This is a genomic window from Streptomyces sp. TM32, assembly GCF_004122755.1.
Classification (GTDB): domain Bacteria; phylum Actinomycetota; class Actinomycetes; order Streptomycetales; family Streptomycetaceae; genus Streptomyces; species Streptomyces sioyaensis.
The window spans coordinates 1-21,812 of the sequence record NZ_SDIG01000061.1 but is presented as its reverse complement, the minus strand read 5'-3'; the positions used below and the strand labels follow the sequence as shown (position 1 = coordinate 21,812).

The 21,812-nt window shown below is 72.5% G+C and carries 22 protein-coding genes; 13 read left to right on the top strand and 9 right to left on the bottom strand.

The annotated features are described in order from the left end of the window. Entirely contained in the window at nt 1-936 is a 936-nt protein-coding gene (locus tag EST92_RS15910) for a methyltransferase domain-containing protein (protein ID WP_254068835.1), read from the top strand. Between the two features lie 221 nt (nt 937-1,157). Here EST92_RS15910 and sodN read toward each other — a convergent pair whose 3' ends face one another. Next, nucleotides 1,158-1,553 carry a superoxide dismutase, Ni gene (gene sodN / locus EST92_RS15905; protein WP_006603170.1) on the bottom strand — a complete coding sequence of 132 codons (396 nt, stop codon included), beginning with the start codon at nt 1,551-1,553 and terminating at the stop codon, nt 1,158-1,160. 207 nt (nt 1,554-1,760) lie between these two features. On the opposite strand from sodN, the gene sodX reads away from it, so the two are divergent. Continuing rightward, a complete protein-coding gene (gene sodX / locus EST92_RS15900) occupies nt 1,761-2,231 on the top strand; it encodes a nickel-type superoxide dismutase maturation protease (protein WP_129281587.1) in 471 nt (156 codons plus the stop codon). Here sodX and EST92_RS15895 read toward each other — a convergent pair. Continuing rightward, nucleotides 2,135-2,800, bottom strand: coding sequence for a CGNR zinc finger domain-containing protein (locus tag EST92_RS15895; RefSeq protein WP_129281586.1), 666 nt, complete (start codon nt 2,798-2,800; stop codon nt 2,135-2,137). The genes sodX and EST92_RS15895 overlap by 97 nt on opposite strands. A gap of 93 nt (nt 2,801-2,893) precedes the next feature. Between EST92_RS15895 and EST92_RS15890 the strand changes: the two genes are divergently transcribed. After that, nucleotides 2,894-3,655 carry a class I SAM-dependent methyltransferase gene (locus EST92_RS15890; protein ID WP_129281585.1) on the top strand — a complete coding sequence of 254 codons (762 nt, stop codon included), beginning with the start codon at nt 2,894-2,896 and terminating at the stop codon, nt 3,653-3,655. A gap of 99 nt (nt 3,656-3,754) precedes the next feature. Here the strand turns inward: EST92_RS15890 and EST92_RS15885 are convergent, their stop codons facing one another. From EST92_RS15885 to EST92_RS15875, 3 genes are all read right to left on the bottom strand, one after another. After that, nucleotides 3,755-4,507 (bottom strand): amino acid ABC transporter ATP-binding protein, encoded by a 753-nt coding sequence (locus tag EST92_RS15885; protein WP_129244600.1) that lies wholly within the window; start codon nt 4,505-4,507, stop codon nt 3,755-3,757. Nucleotides 4,508-4,554: 47 nt separating this feature from the next. Beyond that, nucleotides 4,555-5,499 (bottom strand): amino acid ABC transporter permease, encoded by a 945-nt coding sequence (locus EST92_RS15880; RefSeq protein WP_129244476.1) that lies wholly within the window; start codon nt 5,497-5,499, stop codon nt 4,555-4,557. A gap of 62 nt (nt 5,500-5,561) precedes the next feature. Further along, on the bottom strand, nt 5,562-6,536 hold the full coding sequence (locus EST92_RS15875; RefSeq protein ID WP_129244474.1) for an ABC transporter substrate-binding protein: 975 nt from the start codon (nt 6,534-6,536) through the stop codon (nt 5,562-5,564). Between the two features lie 546 nt (nt 6,537-7,082). On the opposite strand from EST92_RS15875, the gene EST92_RS15870 reads away from it, so the two are divergent. The 5 genes from EST92_RS15870 (at nt 7,083) to EST92_RS15850 (ending at nt 11,201) form a co-directional block, all read left to right on the top strand. Beyond that, nucleotides 7,083-8,306 (top strand): NADP-dependent malic enzyme, encoded by a 1,224-nt coding sequence (locus EST92_RS15870; RefSeq protein WP_129281584.1) that lies wholly within the window; start codon nt 7,083-7,085, stop codon nt 8,304-8,306. Between the two features lie 150 nt (nt 8,307-8,456). Then, on the top strand, nt 8,457-9,419 hold the full coding sequence (locus EST92_RS15865) for a zinc-binding dehydrogenase (RefSeq protein ID WP_129281583.1): 963 nt from the start codon (nt 8,457-8,459) through the stop codon (nt 9,417-9,419). A gap of 73 nt (nt 9,420-9,492) precedes the next feature. Further along, nucleotides 9,493-10,224 (top strand): HutD family protein, encoded by a 732-nt coding sequence (locus tag EST92_RS15860; RefSeq protein ID WP_343283798.1) that lies wholly within the window; start codon nt 9,493-9,495, stop codon nt 10,222-10,224. 204 nt (nt 10,225-10,428) lie between these two features. Further along, the gene (locus EST92_RS15855; protein ID WP_009718008.1) at nt 10,429-10,638 is read left to right on the top strand and encodes a helix-turn-helix domain-containing protein; all 210 of its coding nucleotides are present in this window, start codon (nt 10,429-10,431) and stop codon (nt 10,636-10,638) included. Next, nucleotides 10,638-11,201: a Clp protease N-terminal domain-containing protein gene (locus EST92_RS15850; RefSeq protein WP_129281582.1), complete on the top strand. Its 564-nt coding sequence runs from the start codon at nt 10,638-10,640 to the stop codon at nt 11,199-11,201. The genes EST92_RS15855 and EST92_RS15850 overlap by 1 nt, the downstream gene beginning before the upstream one ends. 155 nt (nt 11,202-11,356) lie before the next feature. Here the strand turns inward: EST92_RS15850 and EST92_RS15845 are convergent, their stop codons facing one another. After that, the gene (locus tag EST92_RS15845; protein ID WP_129281581.1) at nt 11,357-12,238 is read right to left on the bottom strand and encodes a hypothetical protein; all 882 of its coding nucleotides are present in this window, start codon (nt 12,236-12,238) and stop codon (nt 11,357-11,359) included. Nucleotides 12,239-12,595: 357 nt separating this feature from the next. On the opposite strand from EST92_RS15845, the gene EST92_RS15840 reads away from it, so the two are divergent. Beyond that, nucleotides 12,596-13,759 (top strand): serine hydrolase domain-containing protein, encoded by a 1,164-nt coding sequence (locus EST92_RS15840; RefSeq protein ID WP_129281580.1) that lies wholly within the window; start codon nt 12,596-12,598, stop codon nt 13,757-13,759. Nucleotides 13,760-13,846: 87 nt separating this feature from the next. Here the strand turns inward: EST92_RS15840 and EST92_RS15835 are convergent, their stop codons facing one another. The 3 genes from EST92_RS15835 to EST92_RS15825 form a co-directional block, all read right to left on the bottom strand. Further along, nucleotides 13,847-15,007 carry a PadR family transcriptional regulator gene (locus tag EST92_RS15835; protein ID WP_129281579.1) on the bottom strand — a complete coding sequence of 387 codons (1,161 nt, stop codon included), beginning with the start codon at nt 15,005-15,007 and terminating at the stop codon, nt 13,847-13,849. A gap of 2 nt (nt 15,008-15,009) precedes the next feature. Beyond that, nucleotides 15,010-15,882, bottom strand: a complete 873-nt coding sequence (locus EST92_RS15830; protein WP_161981742.1) for a DUF4097 family beta strand repeat-containing protein — start codon at nt 15,880-15,882, stop codon at nt 15,010-15,012. Nucleotides 15,883-16,256: 374 nt separating this feature from the next. Continuing rightward, nucleotides 16,257-16,436 (bottom strand): DUF6104 family protein, encoded by a 180-nt coding sequence (locus EST92_RS15825; protein ID WP_129244456.1) that lies wholly within the window; start codon nt 16,434-16,436, stop codon nt 16,257-16,259. A 153-nt stretch (nt 16,437-16,589) separates the two neighbouring features. On the opposite strand from EST92_RS15825, the gene EST92_RS15820 reads away from it, so the two are divergent. The 4 genes from EST92_RS15820 to EST92_RS15805 all read left to right on the top strand — a co-directional run. Further along, complete coding sequence (locus EST92_RS15820) at nt 16,590-17,021, top strand: CU044_2847 family protein (protein ID WP_129281577.1); 432 nt, start codon at nt 16,590-16,592, stop codon at nt 17,019-17,021. Beyond that, entirely contained in the window at nt 17,021-19,105 is a 2,085-nt protein-coding gene (locus tag EST92_RS15815; protein WP_129281576.1) for a trypsin-like peptidase domain-containing protein, read from the top strand. Before EST92_RS15820 ends, EST92_RS15815 begins: the two co-directional genes overlap by 1 nt. Before the next feature lie 337 nt (nt 19,106-19,442). After that, complete coding sequence (locus EST92_RS15810) at nt 19,443-20,498, top strand: MoxR family ATPase (RefSeq protein ID WP_129281575.1); 1,056 nt, start codon at nt 19,443-19,445, stop codon at nt 20,496-20,498. Nucleotides 20,499-20,503: 5 nt separating this feature from the next. Then, a partial coding sequence (locus tag EST92_RS15805; protein ID WP_275540881.1) for an SAV_2336 N-terminal domain-related protein occupies nt 20,504-21,812 on the top strand: 1,309 nt, incomplete at its 3' end.

The window sequence follows — 21,812 nt, the reverse complement described above, 5'->3', positions numbered from 1 at the left end:
GTGACGTCCACCGATCCCCGGTGGCTTGACCTGGTGTACACGGATGACGCGCTGGCCACACAGCTCACGGACGGTGTGGCCACGTCGTCGTCGACGGCACCCGGCCTGATGTGCACCATGCTCCAGGCCCTGGACGTGGCCGACGGCCACCGAGTGCTGGAGGTGGCCACCGGCACCGGCTACAACGCAGCGCTGCTGTCCGAGCGGCTGGGCAGCCACCAGGTGGTCACAGTTGAGGTCGACCCCGTCCTGGCCCGGCTGGCGGGATCGCGGCTGCGGCGCTGCGGATACACCCCGCTTGTCATCGCCGGGGACGGCCGCGACGGGCACCTGGCTCGGGCCCCGTACGACCGGCTGATCGCCACCTGCGGCTTCAGCGCCATCCCGGCTGCCTGGCTGGAGCAGGTACGGCCTGCGGGCATGATCGTGTGTCCGCTGGGCTGGGGCACGGTGCGCCTGGTCGTCAGTGACCGCGGTCGAGCGGAGGGCCGGTTCCTGCCCCACGGCTCATACTTCATGGTCGTGCGAGACGCCGGCACGACCGGCACACCGGCGCACCCGGGCAGACCGAGTGGGACGAGCGGTCGGCTCACCAGCCTGGACCTCGCCACCGTCGCCGAGGACGACGCGTTCCGCTTCGTGCTGTCCCTGGCCGCGCCCGACACCGCCTCCGCAGCGGAGCGCGGTGACGATGGCCGGATATCGGCCGTGGAGCTGTGGAGCGCTGATGGGTCGTGGGCGCGTGCCGAGCACGAGACCGTACGACAGGCCGGGCCGCGCCTGCTGTGGGACGCGGTGGAAGCCGCACACGAGCTGTACGTCGAGCACGACCGCCCCGGCCGGGAACGCTTCGGCGTGACCGTGACCGCCGAGGGCCAGCACATCTGGTTGGACTCTCCCAGCCATCCCGTGCCTCATGGCCCTGGCGCGGTCTAGAAACCGCACCGCCTATCGGGGAGCCCGTCCCGACCCAAGGCGGTGAAGGGCTCCCCTGTGGGGCTGGCGCGTCCGCCCCCATCACCCCGCCGCCCATACCCCCGTACAACGAAGACCGCACCCGCTCCGTCAAGGACGCCATGTGCGGCGCCCCGCGGACCGGGTGCGGACAGGTGGTCGACGCGACCCGCGCAGTGCAGGTCAGGCCGTCCGGACCGAGGTCAGGCCTTCTTGGTCTCCCAGAAGATCCGGTCGATCTCGGCGATGAGCTCCAGCGCCTTCTCGCCCGTCTTCGGGTCGTTGGAACCCTTGGCGGTGCTGAGGGCCTTGAGGGTGTCGTTCACCAGCTGGTGCAGCTGCGGGTACTTCTCGAAGTGCGGGGGCTTGAAGTAGTCGCTCCACAGCACCGAAACGTGGTGCTTGGCCAGCTCGGCGCGCTGCTCCTTGATCAGGACGGCGCGGGTGCGGAAGTCCGCGTCCTCGTTGGCCTGGTACTTCTCCTGGACGGCCTTGACGGACTCGGCCTCGATGCGGGCCTGGGCCGGGTCGTAGACGCCGCAGGGCAGGTCGCAGTGGGCGCTGACCTTCACCTTGGGGGCGAACAGGCGCGAAAGCATGTTCAGTCCTTCCTCGTGATCGTCTTCTCAGGTGCGAGATTACTCGGTGGGGGAAGGCTTTTCTCGGGCGGCCCGGGGGTCTTAGGGCAAAAGTCCGGTGTCACGCTGGGACTGTTGGAGGATGGGCCGGTGAGCGAAGCGAGACGGGGGTGCCCCCGGACGGAGTCCGGGGGAGGGTCGGACCGGGGCTGGACCGGGAGGTACGGGATGCCGGAGCAGGTGCACGAGCGCGGGCCCGGGCAGGGCGAGGCCGCGGAAGCGGGGCAGGGGCGGGGCGGGCCGCTGCGGGCGTTCGGGCTGGCCGAGGTGTACAACCCGTCGATGGTGCCGACGCTGCAGCCCGGTGACCAGCTGGTCGTGCAGTACGGAGCGGCGGTGCGGCCCGGCGCCGTGGTCGTGCTGCGGCATCCGTTCCGGCAGGATCTGCTGATCGTCAAGCGGGTCGTCCAGCGGCGGGACGGCGGCTGGTGGGTCCAGGGGGACAATCCGTTCGTCGAGAACGACAGCCGGGAATTCGGGGTGGTTCCCGACGAACTGGTCATTGCCCGCGCCTGGGTGCGGGTGCGCCCGCCGCGGGGGGTTCAGCGGTCGGTTGCCGGGGTGCTGTCCTGGGTGGTCTCGGCGGTGCGGCCGGTACGGGCCGAGCGTTCGCTCTCCAGCCGCTTGCGGGCCCGGTAGGCGGCGACGTTGGCGCGGGTGGCGCAGCGGTCGGAGCAGTAGCGCCGGGAGCGGTTGGTGGAGGTGTCCAGGTAGACGTTCCGGCAGGGGCGCGCCTGGCAGAGGCCGAGGCGGTCCACGCCCAGGTCGGTGAGGTGGAAGGCCAGGCCCATACAGGCGGTGGCGGCGTAGCCGGCGGTGGCGTTGGCCGCGTGGTCGGCGATGTGCATGTGCCAGTCGGGGCGGCCTCGTCCACTCTCGGCTCCTCCCGAGCGGGAGGTGCCCCCGTCGTCGCGGTGCTCGTGGCCGGAGATCTGCGGGCTGACGGGGAACTCCATCATCAGGGCGTTGAGGAGGTCCACGGCCAGCACCTCGTCGCCGGCGTCGGCGGCCTCGAAGACGGCGCGCAGCCGGGAGCGGACCGTACGCAGGCGCGTGATGTCGCTGTCGGTCGCGCGCCGGGCGGCCTGCTGGGCGGGGCCGAACAGCTCCCGTACCGCCTCGACCGAGGTGAGGCTGTCGGTGCCGCGCTCGGGCTGCTCGGTGTTGACCAGTCGCACGGCATAGTCCGAGTAATAGGCCAGTTCCACTTGTAGTCCTTACGGGCGAGGGCTAGGGTACGGAGTGCTGGATGAGTAATGGGTGATATAGGTACCAGGGTATTACGCCCGGAAGGGGAAGCAATGGCCGAGACCGTCGTCGGTGCCGACTGGCAGGCGTGGCAGCACAGTTGGGACCGCCAGCAGGAGTGGTACCTCCCCGACCGCGAGGAGCGGTTCCGGGTGATGCTGGACATGGTCGAGGCGCTGGTGGGTCCCGCTCCCCGGGTCCTGGACCTCGCATGCGGCACGGGCAGTATCTCCGACCGGCTGCTGCAACGGTTCCCCGGGGCCGAGAGTGTGGGTGTCGATCTGGATCCCGCGCTGCTGGCCATCGCGGAAGGGTACTTCTCCGGCGAGCGCCGGGTCCGCTTCGTGCGGGCCGATCTCAAGGACCCCGAGTGGACGGCGAAGCTGCCGCACGCCTCGTACGACGCGGTGCTCACCGCCACCGCCCTGCACTGGCTGCACAGCGGGGAGCTGCGCGGGCTGTACGGGCAGCTCGGCGGGCTGGTGCGGGACGGCGGGGTCTTCCTGAACGCCGACCGGATGCCCGACGAGGCCACCCCTCGGATCAACGCCGCCGACCGCGCCTTCCGGCATGCGCGGCGGGATGCGGCGAAGGCGGCCGGTGCCGTCGACTGGGCCGAGTGGTGGCAACTGGCCGCCGCCGACCCGCGGCTGGCCGCGCCGACCGCCGAGCGCTTCGAGATCTTCGGCGAGCACGCGGACGGTGACACGCCGTCGGCGGCCTGGCACGCCCAGGTGCTGCGTGAGTCCGGCTTCGCGGAGGCGCGGACGGTGTGGTCCTCGCCCACGGACGCGCTGGTGCTGGGCCTGAAGTAGGCCCGGTGCCCCGGCGGCGGGGGTGCCGCTCGGCGGCGCGTGCGCACCGGGGTGGCACCCCGTGCGGACGTCGCCGCACAGGGCACCCCCGCCAGGGCGCTACAGGACCTTCGACAGGAACGACTTCGTCCGCTCGTGCTGGGGGTTGCCCAGCACCTCGCGCGGATGGCCGGATTCGACGACCACGCCGTCGTCCATGAAGACCAGCGAGTCGCCGACCTCGCGGGCGAAGCCCATCTCATGGGTCACGACGATCATCGTCATCCCGTCCGCGGCCAGGTCCTTCATGACGTCCAGGACGTCACCGACCAGCTCCGGGTCGAGTGCCGAGGTCGGCTCGTCGAAGAGCATCAGCTTCGGCTCCATGGCCAGCGCCCGGGCGATGGCCACGCGCTGCTGCTGGCCGCCGGAGAGCTGCGAGGGGTAGTTCGCGGCCTTGTCGGCGAGGCCGACGCGGTCCAGCAGCGTGGTCGCGCGCTCCCGGGCGGCGGCCCGGGACTCGCCCTTGACCTGGATCGGCGCCTCCATGATGTTCTCCACCGCGGTCATGTGCGGGAAGAGGTTGAAGCGCTGGAAGACCATGCCGATGTCGCGGCGGCGGGCGGCGACCTCCTTGTCGCGCAGCTCGTAGAGCTTGCCGTTGTGCTCGCGGTAGCCGACCAGTTCGCCGTCGACGGACAGCCGGCCGGCGTTGACCTTCTCCAGGTGGTTGATGCAGCGCAGGAACGTCGACTTGCCGGAACCGGAGGGGCCGATCAGGCAGAAGACCTCCCGGGGCGCCACCTCCAGGTCGATGCCCTTGAGGATGTGCGCCGTGCCGAAGGACTTGTGGACGCCCTCGGCCTTGACCATCGGGCCGCCGCTGGTGCCCGCGGCCTTGCTCGTCGTCATCTTGGTGGTCATGCCGCACCTCCGGCGCTGCGGTTGAAGCCGCCGGACAGCTTCGCCTTGGCGCGCTGGAGCGGAGTGAGCGGGAGCTGTCGGCTGGAGCCGCGGGCGTAGTAGCGCTCCAGGTAGTACTGGCCGATGCTCAGCACCGTGGTGGCGATCAGGTACCAGGCGGCGGCGAGGATCAGCATCTCCACCACGACGCCCGAGTCCCGGCCGACGTTCTGGGCGGCCTGCAGGAGGTCGTAGTACTGGACGGCGATGACCAGCGAGGAGGTCTTCAGCATGTTGATGACCTCGTTGCCGGTCGGCGGCACGATCACCCGCATCGCCTGCGGCACGATGATCCGGCGCAGCGTCTTGGCGTGGCTCATGCCCAGCGCGTGCGCCGCCTCGGTCTGGCCCTCGTCGACCGCGTTCAGACCGGCCCGGCAGATCTCCGCCATGTACGCGGCCTCGTTGAGCCCCAGGCCCAGCAGCGCACACAGGAACGGGGTCATGAAGTCCGACCACTCGTCCTTGTAGATCGGCATGATGTCGATGTACTGGAAGACCAGGCCCAGGTTGAACCAGAGGAACAGCTGGACGTAGACCGGCGTGCCGCGGAAGAACCAGACGTAGAACCAGGCGACCGTCGAGGTCACCGGGTTCTTGGACTGGCGCATCACGGCCAGGATCACCCCGAGGACGATGCCGATGATCATCGACAGCACGGTGATCAGCAAGGTGTTCCGCAGGCCCTTGAGGATGTCCGCGTTGAACATGTACTGGGGGATGGCGTCCCAGTTGACGTTCCCCGAGGCGAAGGCCCGGCCGAGCAGGGCGACCAGTCCGAGGACGACGACCGCCGCCACCCAGCGCCCGTAATGGCGGACCGGGATGGCCTTGAGGGGCTCGGGCTGGGGCGGCGGAGCGTCCGCCGGCGGCTGGGCCGACTTGTCGACGTCAACTGACACGGGTGTTGCCTTTCAGCATTCGGCGGGAGGTGCGCGGAGCGGACGGGAGGGCTGACGGCGGCTCAGGAGCCGCCATTGAGCTGCACGTCCTTGACCGCGGCATCCTTGACGTCCCACTTGTCCAGAACCTTGGCGTACGAGCCGTTCTTGATCGCGAGTTCCATCGCGGCCTTGAGGGCGTCGCGCAACTGCTGCTTGCCCTTGGGGACCGCGATGCCGTACGGGGCCGCCTTGAGCGGCGCCCCGCCGACCATCTGGAAGTCCTTGCCGTGGCCGGAGACCTTCACCGCGTACGCCGCGACCGGGTAGTCGCTGGAGACGGCGTCCACACCGCCGGTACGCAGCCGGGTCTGGGCCTCGGAGTCGTTGTCGAACGCCTCGATGGAGATGGCCTGCTCGCCGTTCTTCTCACAGGCCTTCGACTTGTCCTTGGCCAGATCGTCCGAGACCGTGCCGCGCTGCACCGCGATCTTCTTGCCGCACAGCGTCTCCCAGCCGTCGACGCCGTTGGTCTTGCCCTTGCGGGTGTAGAGCGAGACGCCGACGTTGAGGTAGTCGATGAAGTCGACGCCCTCGCCGATCTTCTTGCCGGTGTTGCTGTCGATGCCCTGCTGGCGTTCCTTGGTGTCCGTCATCGCCGACATCGCGATGTCGTAGCGCTTGGACTTCAGCCCGCCCATGAGGGTGTCGAAGGTGGCGTTGTTGAAGTTGAGCTTGATGCCCAGCTCCTTGCTCATCGCCTCCGCGAGGTCCGGGTCGATGCCCTCCACCGCGCCGTTGGAGCGGAACTCCACCGGCTTGTAGGTGATGTCCGAGCCGACCTGGAGCAGGGCCTTCTCCTGCACGTCCTTCGGCAGCTTCTTGAACAGCGGCGCATGCACATTGCGGTTCTTCTTCGCCTCACGCCTGGCGATGGCCGCGTCCGTCTGGTCTCCACAGGCGCTGAGCAGCAGGAGCGAAGCCGCGACCGCGGCCGCCGTGGCCACGGCTGTACGAGACCTGCCGTGGGCCGGGCGACGGGTGGTGCGTGCGGTCATGCTGATCCTCCTGCGGATGGAGAAGCCGACGTGACAAAGGCCGGGGTGCACGCCCTGGAGCGTCGTGACCTCGGTTGGTGACGGGAATCCTGCCACCCGGACTCCGGTATTCGGACCATCACACAGGTCAAAATCGCATAACGGACGGCTCGGCGGGTTGACGGCCTTGCGGCGCAAGGGGGGTGTGCCGCCGGCGGAATGCGAAGGATGTCCTGCTCACTCCGGCCGTCTCGGGATGCGGACCGCGAAGCTCGGCACTCTTGAGTTCTTTGTGCGCTTCCCGCATTTTGCGCACTCAAAGGTTATTGTCTGGTTTCTGAAGCCGAGGGTAATGAATCCAACTCGTCGGGGCCCGCGCCCGTCGGGTAGAAAGGTTCGTTACACCCCTCATCCGGGGCTCAGGGCGCGTGTGCGGCGCGCCCGGCGTCCGTTCCTCCCCCCGCGCGGCGGCCATCTGCCGCGCAGGGCCCGGACGCGGTGCCCGCCCACCCCTCAACCAGGGAGTGGCCACCCTCAGCAGATTCACGATTAAAAGGGGTAAAACAAGTGGCAGCGGAGATCGTCAATCCTCGCAGCGACAGCAATACAGGCGCGGGCGCGGGCAGTGCGCCCGACGACGCCTTCGATCCGGCCTTCGCGCTCCATCGCGGCGGCAAAATGGCCATCCAGGCGACCGTGCCGGTCCGCAACAAGGACGACCTGTCCCTCGCGTACACACCGGGCGTCGCCAAGGTGTGCAGCGCCATCGCCGAGCAGCCCGCGCTCGTGGACGACTACACCTGGAAGTCCAACGTCGTCGCCGTCGTCACGGACGGCACCGCGGTGCTGGGCCTGGGCGACATCGGCCCGGAGGCGTCCCTCCCGGTGATGGAGGGCAAGGCCATCCTCTTCAAGCAGTTCGGCGGCGTCGACGCGGTGCCGATCGCGCTCGGCACCACGGACACCGACGAGATCATCGAGACCGTCGTCCGGATGGCCCCGTCCTTCGGTGGCATCAACCTGGAGGACATCTCGGCGCCGCGCTGCTTCGAGATCGAGCGCCGGCTCCAGGAGCGGCTGGACATCCCGGTCTTCCACGACGACCAGCACGGCACCGCCGTGGTCACCCTGGCCGCGCTGCGCAACGCCGCCAAGCTCACCGACCGGGCGCTCGGCCAGCTGCGTGCGGTCATCTCGGGCGCCGGTGCGGCCGGTGTCGCGATCGCCAAGATCCTCATCGAGGCGGGCATCGGCGATGTCGCGGTGTGCGACCGCAAGGGCATCGTCTCCGCGGACCGCACCGACCTCACGGACGTCAAGCGTGAGGTCGCCGGCTTCACCAACAAGGGCGGGCTGACCGGCTCCCTGGAGGATGCGCTGGAAGGCGCCGATGTCTTCATCGGGGTCTCCGGCGGCACGGTGGCCGAGGAGGCGGTGGCGAAGATGGCGAAGGAGTCGCTGATCTTCGCGATGGCCAACCCCACCCCGGAGATCCACCCGGACATCGCGCACCGGTACGCGGCCGTGGTCGCCACCGGACGCAGCGACTACCCCAACCAGATCAACAACGTGCTGGCCTTCCCGGGCATCTTCGCCGGAGCCATGCAGGTGCGGGCCTCGCAGATCACCGAGGGCATGAAGCTCGCCGCCGCCGAGGCACTGGCCGCCGTCGTCGCCGATGAGCTGAGCGCCGACCGGGTCATCCCGTCGCCGTTCGACGAGCGGGTCGCCCCGGCCGTCACCGCCGCGGTCGCGGCCGCCGCCCGCGCCGAGGGCGTGGCGCGCCGCTGACGCCCCGGCAGACTCCGCCACGGGCCGGGCCCGCACCTGTGAGGGTGCGGGCCCGCCCCGTTGTCGTGGCCGTGTGCCGTCGTCGCGGCGCGGTGCGTGTCACACCCGTACGCGGTACCGCAGCGCCCGTCCGCGGCCTACGTTGGGATCATGTTTGCTGCCTATGCCGCCCGCATCGACCGTGACCAGCCGCTGAACGGCCTCGAATTGGGGGAGCGCCCGGCCCCTGACGTACGCCCCGGCTGGACGACCGTCAACGTCAAGGCCGCCTCCCTCAACCACCACGACCTGTGGTCGCTGCGCGGGGTGGGGATCACCGAGGACGCGTTCCCGATGATCCTCGGCTGTGACGCCGCCGGCATCGACGCGGACGGCAACGAGGTCGTGCTGCACTCCGTCATCGGCCAGACCGGTCACGGCGTCGGCCCGAAGGAGAAGCCCTCCATCCTCACCGAGCGCTACCAGGGCACCTTCGCCGAGCAGGTCACCGTGCCCGTGTGGAATGTGCTGCCCAAGCCCAAGGAGCTGTCCTTCGAGGAGGCGGCCTGCCTGCCGACCGCCTGGCTGACCGCGTACCGGATGCTGTTCACCAACGCGGGCGTACGGCCCGGCGACAGCGTGCTGGTGCAGGGCGCGGGCGGCGGGGTGGCGACCGCCGCCATCGTGCTGGGCGCCGCCGCGGGGCTGCGGGTCTTCGCCACCAGCCGGGACGAGGCCAAGCGCAAGCGGGCGCTGGAGCTGGGCGCCGAGGCGGTGTTCGCGAGCGGGGAGCGGCTGCCGCAGCGGGTGGACGCGGTGATCGAGACGGTCGGCGCCGCCACCTGGTCGCACTCGGTCAAGTCGCTCAAGCCCGGCGGCGCGCTGGTGATTTCGGGCGCCACCAGCGGCTTCACCCCCAAGAGCGGGGAGCTCAACCGGATCTTCTTCCTGGAGCTGAAGATCATCGGCTCCACGATGGGCAGCAAGGAGGAGCTGGCGTCGCTGCTGAGCTTCTGCGCCGCCAAGGGCATCCGTCCGGTCATCGACTCCACGCTGCCGCTGGACCGGGCGCGGGAGGGCTTCACGAAGATGGCGGAGGGCGAGCTGTTCGGGAAGGTCGTGCTGACGGTCTGATTCCGGGTCGGGCTCCGGTGCTTGGGGGCTCGGGGCTCCGGGGCTCGGAGCTGCCGACTTTTCCATGGCCGTCATGTCCATGGGCCGTTGTTTCTACGGGGAATTCGACGGGGAATTCGACGGGGAAGGGGCCGGAGGCATGTGGATCCTGCGGGCGGCAGGGCGGGCGGCCGCGCCGTGGAGCAACGGCGGCGGGGTGACCCGCGAGATCGCGGCCCATCCGCCGGGCGCCGGCTGGGACGGCTTCGCCTGGCGGGTCAGCCTGGCGGACGTCACGCGCGACGGGCCGTATTCGCCGCTGCCCGGGGTCCGGCGGATCCTCACCGTCGTCGACGGCGCCGGGCTGGAGCTGACGGTGGACGGCACCGCGCGGCTGCTGCCGGGCCGCTCCCGCCCGTACGCCTTCCCCGGCGGCGCCACCACCGTCTCCCGGCTGCTGGACGGCCCGGTCGTCAACCTCAATGTGATGCTCCGGGACGGGCGGGCGACGGCGACGGTGGAGGTGGTGGCCGGGAGCTGGTCGCCGGAGCGGGAGCCGGCGCCGGGTCCGGAGCCGGACGGCCGGGTGGCGGGCGGCCTGGGCACCGCAGGCGGGCCGGATCTCGTGGGTGGTCCGGACCCCGCGGGCGGGCTGCTCGTGGTGGCGCTGGCGGGGGGCACCCGGCTCACGGTGCCTGGGGAGTCCGAGGTGCGGCTGGAGCGGTTCGACGCGGTGCGGTGGGCGGGGCCGGACGCGCTGCCCGACGGACTGCGGACGGACGGCACCGTGGCGGTCGTCCGGTTGTGGGGCCGCCCGCTCGGCTGACGCTTCCTCATCGACGGGTGCCTCTCGGTCGCTCCTTCCCCGCTACGGGATGCCTGCGCGTCAGCCTTCCTTGCCGCCGGGTGCTTCTCGGTCGACTCGGCCTCGCCGCCGGGCTCTCGGCTGCCCCTTCCCCTCCCCCCTTCGACCCGGAATGCGTGTCAATGAAGGTTGACGCGCCGCGTCATGTCAACCTAAATTGACACCATGACTGAAGCAACGGATCTCGCCGAGCGGGCGGGTGACCGCGACCCCCGGGTCGGACTCCGTGCCGTGGCCGCGCTCCGTCGGCTGCTGGAGCAGCTCGAAGCCGTACAGGTGCGCAGTGCCCGGGCGAAGGGCTGGTCGTGGCAGGAGATCGCGGCGGAGCTGGGGGTCAGCAGGCAGGCGGTCCACAAGAAGCACGGGAGGCGCTGATGTTCGAGAAGTTCACGGCCGAGGCGCGCGCAGTGGTGAGCTGTGCCGCGGAGCAGGCGGACCGTACGGGCAGTGGCACGATCGGCGAGCCGGAGCTGCTGCTCGCCCTGCTGGACCGGACGGATTCACCGGCCGCCGGTGCGCTCGCTGCCCTGGGCCTCCATGAGCGGCGGCAATCGGTGGCGGACGGCCTGGCGGCGGTGCGCCGGCGGGGTGGGGTCTCGGCGGCCGATGTGGCGGCACTTGCCGGGCTCGGCATCGACGTCGACGCGATCGTGGCGAGCGTGGAGCAGGTACACGGGGTGGGTGCGCTGGCCGCCGACCGGACGCACGGGCGGCGCCGGCGGGCGCGTCGTCGGTTCACGGCGGAGGCGAAGTCCGTCCTGGAGCGTGCCCTGCGGATGGTGGCCGGCCGCGGCGAGCGGTCCATCGGCGACGAGCATCTGCTGCTCGCGCTGACCACCGGGCGCGGACCGGCGGCCGCGGTGCTCGCCGACCACGGGGTGACCCACGAAGCGGTGGTGCGGGTGCTGGGGGAGAGCCGCTGCAGACGCGCGAGTTGAGGCGCCGGGAGTGTGCGGAGGCCGGGAGCGTGCGGGGCTCGGGACGGGGCGTACGCCGGGCCGCCCCGGACGGTGCGGCGCGCTCCAAGCGGCGTGGGGCACTCCGGACGGTGCCGGCCGCTCCGGTGCGCGGCACTGCACCCCACCGCCGCCGGTTACGGGTAGGCGACCTTGACCGTGCCGATGCCCAGCGTGCTGTGCCGCGGCAGATACCCGGCCTCGAAGACCGCGCCGAGGACGGGGTTGAGCAGCTGCGCCAGCCGTTCGGCGCGGGAGTGGCCCAGGGCGCGCCACGGGCCGGCCGCCAGCCGGTCCGTGGTCCGCTCGATCGCCTCGCGCTCCGTGCGGGCGCGCTCGGTCGCGGTGCCGTCCGGAGCGATCCAGCCGCGGGCGGCGAGGCGGTGCCGGGCGTCGCTCCACTCCTGGGCGCTCCAGCCGCGCCCCACGAAGTCGGCGGCCGGCGCGGCACCGATCGCGGCGAACGACACCAGGGCCTCACACGGATCGAGTCCGCAGGTCAGCAGGGCTGCCAGATGGCCGTCGCCACGGTGCTCGCGGAGTACCGTCGCGGCCTGCCAGAGCGTCAGATGAGGGGCGTCCGGCCAGGGCAGATCGCGGTTGGCGGCGGCCAGCGGGCGGGCGGCGGTTCCGGCGTTCTCGGCCGCCTGGCGGGCGAGCCGGGCCGCCTCGGCGAGTTGCGCGGCGCTCAGCCGGCCGCCGATCAGGGTGGTCAGCGCACGGTCCATGGCCAGCAGCCGCGCGTCCAGCACCTTGGCAGGGTCCGCGACCGTCCAGATCCGCGGGAGGTACCGGGCGATCATCCGCGGGCTGAAGGTGTAGTACGTCGCGGCCACCAGCTCGGGCCCGGCGGCACCCAGCGGAGCCGTACGCCAGGCGAAATAGCTGGGCCAGCGGGACGCGACGTCATGGCCGAGGTCGGCGGCGACCTGGCGGGCCTCGGGGGCGTAGTACAGCGTGGCGTGCAGTGGCTCCAGCAGGTGCCACATCCGGCGGGCGACCGGAAGGTATTCCGACATCGCTTTACCTCATGGCCTTCACGATGCGTGCGCAGACAGGGAGTGGGGCGGTGGTCCGGAACACGGCCCGCCGGTCCGCGGAGTCGGGCAGCTGGGGCCCCTGGAGCCCGGTGCCGGACGAAAAGCCGTGCGAAGTAGTGGTTTCCCCGATTACGCCGCGTGAATCCAGACCGCCGATGGCAACTGTGGGTAACAGGGCCCGAGTTGGGGCCGCTCCGGATCCGGCCGCTGTCGTCGGTGGCCGGTCGTCTCCGCGCGGAGATATTCGATCGAGGAGCGGCGGCCGGCTCCGTATCGTGGCCCCGCCGGACGGCCCGTTGGGGGCCACCGGTCCCGACGCGAGGAAATGAGCAGCAGATGCCCTACCACGGAACGGCCGACGAGGGCTTCGGAGCCGTCGCGGACGCATTCGCCCGGAACTTCGCCGAGGGCGGGGAACTCGGCGCCGCGGTCACCGTGTTCGTGGGCGGGCGCAAGGTCGTCGACCTGTGGGGCGGGACTGCCGACGACCGGACCGGGCGGGCCTGGGACGAGCGCACCGTCCTTCCCGTCATGTCGCTCGCCAAGGCCGTCATCAGCGTCTGCGTCCATCTGCTCGCCGAACAGGGGCGGTTGGACCTGGACGCTCCGGTGGCCGACTGCTGGCCGGAGTTCGCCCGGTACGGCAAGGAGGGCATCACCCCGCGGATGGTGCTGGCCCACACCGCCGGCATTCCGCTCGCCGAACGCAAGCTGACCTTCGAGGAGTTGACCGCCTGGACCCCGGTGATCCAGGCCCTGGAGGAGCAGCCGCCGCTCTGGGAGCCCGGTACGGCGTACGAGTACCACGCCCATGCCTTCGGCTTTCTCCTCGGCGAGGTGATCCGCCGGCTGACCGGTCTGACGCCGGGCCGCTACTTCCGCCGGGCCGTCGCCGACGAACTGGGCCTGCGCACCTGGATCGGCCTGCCGCAGGAGGAAGTGCCGCGGCTGGCCCGGCTCGTCGAGGCCGAGGGGCGGCCGCCGCTGCCGAGCCCCGACCTCCTCGCCATGCGGGCGCTGACGATGAACGGCGTACTGCCCTTCCCCGGGCTCGACGATCCGCACGGCTACAACGCCCCCGCCCTGCTGACCGCCGAATTCCCCGGCGCGGGCGCGGTCTCCTCGGCGCGCGGTCTCGCCGCCCTGTACGCCGCGGTCGCCACGGGGGTGGACGGCGGGCCGCGGCTGCTCGGCGCGGAGACCGTCACGGATGCGCTCCGGCCGCAGTCGGGCGGCGCCTCGTGGTCGGGGCTGCCGGACCTCGGCGCACGCTGGGGGACCGGCGTCCTGCTCGATTCGCCGTTCCGCCGGCTGCTCGGCCCGCGCTCGTTCGCCCACAGCGGCGCGGGCGGGCAATTCGGCTTCGGCGACGACGAGTTCGGCGTCGGCTTCGCCTATACCGCCAACCGGATGGGCGGCAGTGGCGACCAGCGGTGCGAACGGCTCATCGCCGCACTGCGGACGTGCATCGGGGCGCCGGAGCCCCGGCCTTTGAGCTGAGCGGGCGGCCGGGGCGGGGTGGGGCGGCGCAGAAACCCACCCCGCCCCGCTCCGCCCCGGCCGCCCGGCCGGTCCGTCGACTCCGGCTCAGGCGTCCGGATCCGTCCCGGACCGATACCGCTCCGGCTGACTCAGCAGTGCACCGATATGGGCGGCGGCCGCCGACAACCGACGCCGGGACTCCTTCAACTGCTCGGCGTTCACGCCGTGATCGCGGGCCGCGTCCCGCAGATCGTCGCGGAAGCGGTCCAGCAGCCGGTCGAAGTCGCGGGCCGGGTCGTCACCGGCCGGCTCCGTCGCCCACTCCGGGGCCGGTGGGGCCCCGGCCGCCTCGTCCTCCCCGGGGCCCTTGCCGAGGTCGACACGCTCGACCGTCACCCGGGTCCCGTGGTCCGTGCCGCCCCGGCCGGCGCCGCTCCGCCCGGCCTCCTCCTGGCCCGCGCCGGACTGGCCGGCGAAGCGCCCGACCTCGCGGCTCACCTCGGACAGCGCCTCGCGCACCGCCCCCGACCAGTCGCCGGACCGCACCGCCCCCTGAGCCTGCTCCTGTACGCGCTTGAGGACCCGCTGGACCTCCTCGCGCGCGAACGCCTGGGCGTCCCGGGCCTGCTTACGGGCCCGCTGGGCGTCCTGCCTGGCCCGCCGGCTCTCCTCCTTGGCCCGCCGGGCCTGCTCCTTCCACTCGTCCTTGGCGCGCCGGAACTCCTCCTTCGCCTGCCGCCAGGACTCCTTGTCGCCGAACATGCCGTCGAAGTAGTCACCGGCATCCGGGAACGGCCGCCCGGCGCCGTCTTCCTCTGCGTCCGGCCGCCCGCCGGCCCGCCCGCCGGCCCGCCCCGCCGTTCCGCGCTCCGCGTCCTTGCGGGCCTGCTGGGCGGCCTCCTGTATCTCCCGGCGCAGATCCCGTGCCGAACCGCTCACGTCCTCCCGGATGTCGGAGGCGAGGGCGGCGACCGACTCCCGGATCTCCAGCTCCAGATCCGCCAACTCACCGCCCCGGTCGGCGAGTTCGGCCCGTCCGGCATCGGTGATCGAGTAGACCTTGCGGCCGCCCTCGGTCGCGTGCGTCACCAGGCCCTCGGCCTCCAGCTTGGCCAGTCGGGGGTAGACCGTGCCGGCGGACGGGGCGTAGAGGCCCTGGAAGCGCTCCTCCAGGAGGCGGATGATCTCGTAGCCGTGCCGCGGTGCCTCGTCCAGCAGCTTGAGGAGGTACAGGCGCAGGCGGCCGTGGGCGAAGACGGGGGGCATGGTCAGCGCACCTTCTTCCCGGTGGTGGTGGCGGAGGAGTCCTCGTGCGGGCCGCTGTCGTGGCCGCCGTCGGTATCGTGCCGCCCGTGGTCCTCGCCCTCAGGGGCGGGGCGGCGCAGCAGGGCCAGGCCGCCGGAGATGGTGGTGGCCTTGAGGGTGCCGGTGCCCGCGCCCAGGGAGCCGGTGATCCGCTTGGTGCCCCACTGGCCGCTGACCCGCAGGTCGTCGAAGGCGTTGGCGACCGTGCCGGACGTGGTGTTGGCCTCCACCCGGGCGTCGGCCGGGTCGGGCAGCCGGATGGCGACCTCCCCGGAGACCGTCGTCAGCGCGATGTCGGCGCCCTTGCCGGGAGCGAGATCGAGGACCATGTCGCCGCTGACGGAGTCCGCGTGCACCCCGCCGCCGGCTCCGTCGATGACGGTCAGATTCCCCGAGACGGAGTGGAACCGCAGATCGCCGGTGAGCGACTGCACCTCGACGTTGCCCGAGACCGTTTCGGCCAGCACCGTGCCGGTCAGGCCGACGAGCGTGCTGTCGCCGGAGACGCCGCGCACGTCCGTACGGCCCGAGATGCCCGAGACCACCGCGCCCGCGCGGACCACGCCGACCTCGACGCGGGTGCCGGCCGGCACCGTCACCGAGACCACCGCACTGCGGTTCCAGGCCCTGCGGTCGAGGAACTTCAAAAAGTTCCGCCAGGGGAGGTCCTCATACGCGACCGACAGGACGCCGTCGCGGCACGAGACGGTCAGCGGCGGGCCGTCCAGCTCGCTGATCTCCACCCGCGCGGGGCCGCCGTCCGAGGTGCCGACGACATTGACCGTGCCGCCGTACACCCGCACGGTGAGCGCCTCGACGGGGTCGGTGATCTCCATCGTGCGTGGTGCGGTCACCTGCGTCGGATTCTGCGACCACTCGGTCCCGGCTGACATCACTGGCCCTCCCCTGTGAGCACTACGCAACGCAACATATCGCGTCCTTGCTAGACACGATATATCGCGGATTCCGGAAGTCAAGCGGTCCGCCGCGCGGTGTGGAGGAGGGTGGACGAGGGGGAGGTGGGCGGAGTCGAGGAGTCGAGGAGGCGAGGCGCGGCCGGTCATCGCGGAAGAGGGGATTCGGTTCTGGTTTCAGCCGCTTGATGTCGTGGTCATGTCATACACATACGAACGCGCAGGAAAATAAACGGAGTTCATCTCGATGACGGTGCCCGGTGCGGCCTGCGTCGCAGTGCGCCGCGCTGCCCCGTCTATTCGTCCTCGTCGTCGTCCAGCCGGGCCAGCCAGGTGGCGAGTCGTTCCACCGGGACCTCGAAGTCCGGATTCAGGTCCACGAACGTCCGCAGCTGGTCGGCCACCCAGCCGAGGGTGACCTCCTCCTCGCCGCGCCGGCTCTCCAGTTCCTCGATGCCACGGTCAGTGAAATACACGCGCTCTCCACCAGGGGTCATGGGTCATTCCCGGCCAGGATAGGCAGGCTCACGGACCTCTCGCGCCACAGACGGTCGCGGGCTAGCCTGATCACCTGTCAACGGTCCCGCGGCAATGGGGGAATTGCCGCCTACGGGGAGCAGGAGGCCGTGATGCACGATCGCGCGCAGCGCATCGAGCTGCCCGACGGCACGGAGGTCTGGGCCCGGGTCTCCCGGCTCGACGCCCCCGGATGCGACGCGCCGGACGGCGTGGACACCGGGGGCGGGGAATTCGAGGACCGGGAATTCGAGGACGGGGAATTCGAGGACGTCGGTGTCTGGGATGCGCTCGGTGCCCGGGTGGAGGGGCTCCGCGAGGTGATCGGCGGGGTCGCCGCCAGCGTCCGCGAGGCCACCGACCGGGTGGCGCCGCACGAGACCAGCGTGACCTTCGGCGTGGAGCTGTCGGCCAAGCCGGGCAGGGCCGTCGCCCTGCTCGCGGACGGCGGGACGAAGTCGAACCTCTCCATCACGCTCACCTGGCGGCGCGAGGACCAGGCGCATACGGCCGACCGCCGGGAGCCGGACGATTCGAGCCGCTGATGGCCACCTCCCAGGGCCGGCCCGCCGGCAGCGCTGACCGCGCCCGTTACGCACAGCTCCTCGACCACGCCGGGCGCACCACCGTCGGACTGCGCGCCGCACCGGGCGCCCCCGGCGCCCGGATGTGGGGCAGCGGCGTACTCATCGCCCCGGGGTGGGTGCTGACCTGCGCCCATGTGCTGGTGGCGAGCGACGGGCGGCGCCGCGAGACGGGGCCGGACGGGGTCTTCGGGGTCGCGTTCGGCGGCCGGGTGGTCCCCGCGCGGCCGGTGTACGACCTGAGCCGGCCCGCCCCGGAGGCCGGGCCCGGTGCCGCCCGCGCCGACCTCGCCCTGGTCCGGCTGCTCGACCCGGAGGCCGGGCACCCCTGCGCCTGGCTCAGCGATCAGCCGGCGACGCTCCTGGAGGACGCCTACATCTTCCGCGGCCACGACTCCGGCGCCCATGACTCCCGCGGCCACGACTCCGGTGACACCTTCATCGCGGTCCGCTTCGGCGCCCGTGACGCCCGGGGGCTGCAGTTCGGCAGCGATGTCCGGGTGACGCCCGGCGCCTCCGGCGGGCCGCTGATCGACTGTGACCGTGGTGAGGTGGTCGGCATCGTCAAGGGCCGCCACCAGCAGGACCACGTCGGGCTCGCGGTGCCGGTCACCGCACTGCGCGGGCTGGGGCCGGAACACCTGGTCGCCGGCGCCGAGGGGCTCGGCCCCGACCCGTACCACGCGCTGATGAGCCTGCACGACCGCTGGCACTGGGCCGGGCAGGAGCTCGGCCGCGCCACCGGACCCACCTGGTTCGACGCCCAACACGCGATCATGGCGGGCCGCGGCCGTCTGTGGGGCGTCCAGGAGCGGCTGCAGGCGCTGGACCTGCTCGCCCGTCTGCCCGCGCCGCGCGACCCGCTGATCGTGGAGGCCGCCGTCAGTGAGGTGCTGGACCGCGGCGAGCGGCCCGCGGCCTGGTCGCTGCGCACGTGGCGGGACGGGCACGGCGCGCTCTACCAGGGCAGCGACCCGTACACCGAGCTGCGCACCTTTGTGCACTATCTGCGGATCGTGGCGCAGCTGACCGCCGACGAGGTCCGCGACCAGCCGGGCGAAGCCGCCGCCGCGGTCCGCGCGCAGGCGGTCCGCCTCGCGGAGTTCGTCCAGGCCAAGGCGGTGGTGCTGCAGCCGCAGGACCGGCGCAGGATCGGGCCGGTGCGCCGCCGCCCGCGCTCCGTCCTCGTCGAGTTCGAGCCGCTGTTCTACGACGAGGGCGGAGCGGAGCTGTTCAACTGGTCGGTCAGCGAAGGCTACGGGCAGGGGCAGTGGCTGTGCGTGGACGTCCAGGAGTCGGCCGGCGGGATGCCCTTCGAACAGGCACGGGAACAGGTGCTGCAACAGCTCGGCGGGCGGCTGCTGCGGGCCGACGGCGCCGCCGGTCCGGGCGCCCGCGTACGCCTGGAGGTCGCGGTCCCCGAAGGGCACTGGCACACCGCCGCCGGCCAGTGGGAGGTCGCCGCCTCCACCCGGCGCACCGCCCGGCTGCGGCCGGTGGGCCCCGGCCGTGCGGTGATCCTGCGTGACCAGGGGCGGCGCGAACAGGTCGACCCCGCCTGGCTGCGCCGCTGGCAGGGCCTGCGCACCGCCGCTGAACTCCAGGCACTGCGGGTCCGGCCGGGCGAGGGGGCCGGCGCGCGGCCCGGCCCCTGCGCCGAGTCCGTCTGGCGGCTGCTGGAGAGGGCCGGCGAGGGCGCGCTGCCCGCGCTGTGCCACACGGTCGCCGACGGGTTCGGGCGGGACGCGGTGGGCGTCGCCCTGGACACCGGGTTCCCGGCCGGGCTGTGGCCGGCCCGCGGTCACGGCGAGGAGCAGGACTGCGACGCGGGCTGCGAGGAATTCCATCGCGGGGTGCGGGAGTTGCTCCAGGGCTCGGGCGGGGTGGCCCGGCTGCCCGAGCTGGTGCGGCAGCTGCGGGCGAAGGCCGCCGAGGCCGCGGAGGAGGGCACGCACTGGGCCCGCGATCTGGTGTTGCTCTACGACGATCCGGAGGATCCGATTCCGCCGCTGTTCACGGACCGGCCCCAGCTGTCGCCGCGATGAACGGCGCCGGAGCCGCTCCCGGGCGGGCGCGGGCGCCGCGTACGCCCCCCGTGCGCCCGGTGCCCAGGGCGGCCGCCTCCGCTACTCGTGCGGTAAGTAGCGCCCCGGAAAGGGCACTTGAGCGCCCCGCGCGAGTGCGCGGGAGACCGGAAACCGCCCCGTGTGCTTCCGTAGGGGTGGGTACTGTCATAGCGTCGTGGAAGACTTGTTCGTGATGACGTGATGGCGTGATGCGGGTGGCGACGCGGGGGGAGGCGGAGCGGATGCGGACGTCTCCGGCGATGCGCCGTGACCCACGCTCCTGACCGATGCCTGGCCGGCGACGAGGAGTTCCGACGTGAGCGACTGGCTCATCTACCGTGGCGCGGGGGCACCGCACGACGGAATTGAGCATCTTCCGCCGCCGCCGCCCTGGCGCGATTTCGACGGCGGGCCCCTCGTGGCGCCGCCGGCCGCCCTCGACCCGTCCTCCGAGCGCCGGCTCGGTGTGCAGCACCGCGAAGCCAGCCACCACCGCCCTGGTGAGACCGAGCGCGAGCTGGTCAACGCCGCCCTCTATCTGCGCCGCCCGCTGCTGGTGACCGGCGCGCCGGGCAGCGGCAAGAGCACCCTGGCGCATTCGGTCGCCTATGAACTCGGCCTGGGCCGGGTGCTCGGCTGGCCCGTCGTCAGCCGCAGCACGCTGCGCGACGGCCTGTACGACTACGACGCCATCGGCCGCCTCCAGGACCTCCAGATCGCCCGCGCCACCCCGGCCGCCGAGGAGAGCGGGACGCCGGCCGGCGCCGACCCCGCCGACGAGCCGGGCGGCGGCATCGGCCGCTACATCCGCCTCGGTCCGCTGGGCACGGCCCTGCTGCCGTCCGCCCGGCCCCGGGTGCTGCTCGTCGACGAGCTCGACAAGAGCGACATCGATCTGCCCAATGACCTTCTCAATGTGCTGGAGGAAGGGGAGTTCCGGATTCCGGAGCTGGAACGGCTGTCCGGATCCGCCCCCGAGGTGGAGGTGCTCAGCGACGACGGCGCGCAGGTGACGGTGCGTGACGGCCGGGTGCGCTGCCGCGCCTTCCCCTTCATCGTCCTCACCAGCAACGGCGAACGCGACTTCCCGGCGCCCCTGTTGCGCCGCTGTATCCACCTCCACATCCCGGTCCCCGACAAGGAGCGGCTCGCCGCCATGGTGCGGGCGCATTTCGGCGAGGGCGCCGACGGGCGCTACGAAGCGGTGATCGACCGCTTCCTGGACCGCGAGCCCGGCGATGTCCGCGCCGTCGACCAGCTCTTCAACGCCATCCACCTCACCCAGAAGGCCGGCTGGACGGACGAGGACGAGGAGGAGACCCGACGGCGTCTGACGGCGGAGCTGATGCGGCCTCTTGATCGGACGAGGTGAGTGCGGTGTCCCGCGGGGAGCCCGGCCCAGCCCCCCTCGACGAACTCGTCGCCCGGCTGACGGCCGCGGGGGTGCCGGCCGACGCCCGCGGGATGGCCGACGCCCTCTGGCTCGCCCAGTGGATCACACCGCAGGAGCAGGCCGGCGACACCGGGGACACCGGGCCCCCGGCCGCGGACCCCGCGCACCGTACGGATCCGGCCACTTTCCGGGTGGGGCCTGCCGTCTCCCCGGGCTCCCCGCACGCCGACGCGGCGCCGGCCGGCCGCGCGGACGGTTCCGGGGACGGCACCGACACCGGCCCCGAGGAGAGCGAGCCGCCGCCCTCCACGCTCCGGGACAGCGCCCGGCACCGGGTCGCGGAGCTGCTGCCCGCCCTGGACGAGCGGGTCGTCGACCGGGACCCGCGGCGGCTCGGCGAGATCGCGGTCCCCATCGCCTCCGCGTTCCCCGGACTGCTGCCGCTGCAGCGGGCCCTGCGCCCCATCCAGCGCTACCGCCCGCCGGTCGCCCCGGTCCGCCGGAAGCTGGACGAGCCCGCCACCGCCGAACTCTCCGCCCACGCCGAAATGATCATCCCGGTGCTGCGCGGGGTGCACCGACGGGCGGCCGCCCTGCGGCTGTTGATGGACGGCTCGTCCTCGATGGCCGTCTGGGAGCAGATGCTGCACGACCTGCGCCAGGTCTGCGAGCGGGTGGGCGCCTTCCGCGACGTCACGGTGCACTACCTCCATCCGCACGGCCCGGACGTCGGGGTCGCGGCGGCCCCCGGTCCGGGCCGCCCGCTGCGCCCCGCCGACCAGTTGCACGACCCGACCGGCCACCACCTCACCCTCGTGGTCAGCGACTGCGCGGGCCCCCTCTGGCGGGACGGCCGGATGCAGCGACTGCTCTACCGCTGGGCCGCCGACGCCCCGCTCGCCGTCGTCCAGCCGCTGCCGCAGCGGATGTGGGCACGCACGCTGCTGCCCGCCGTCGCCGGCACCCTCATCCGGCGCCAGGGCCCCTACCAGGCCCTGGACTTCCGCCCGGCCCGGCGCCGCCGGCGGCCCGCCGGGGCGCCCGGGGCCGCCGTGGAACCGCCGCGCGAACGCGCCATCCCGGTCCTCTCCGCCACCCCCTCCGCCCTCGGCTCGTGGGCCCGGCTCGCGGCCGCCGACGCCGGTCTCGCCCTGCGCGGCGCGGCCTGTGCCGTACGCGCCGACCACGGCGACGGACTCCCGTCCGGGCCGGCGCCCGCGCCCGGGCGCGCCGCACCGGCCCGTATGGTCCGCGAGTTCGACCAGCAGGCCTCTCCCGCCGCCCGGCTGCTCG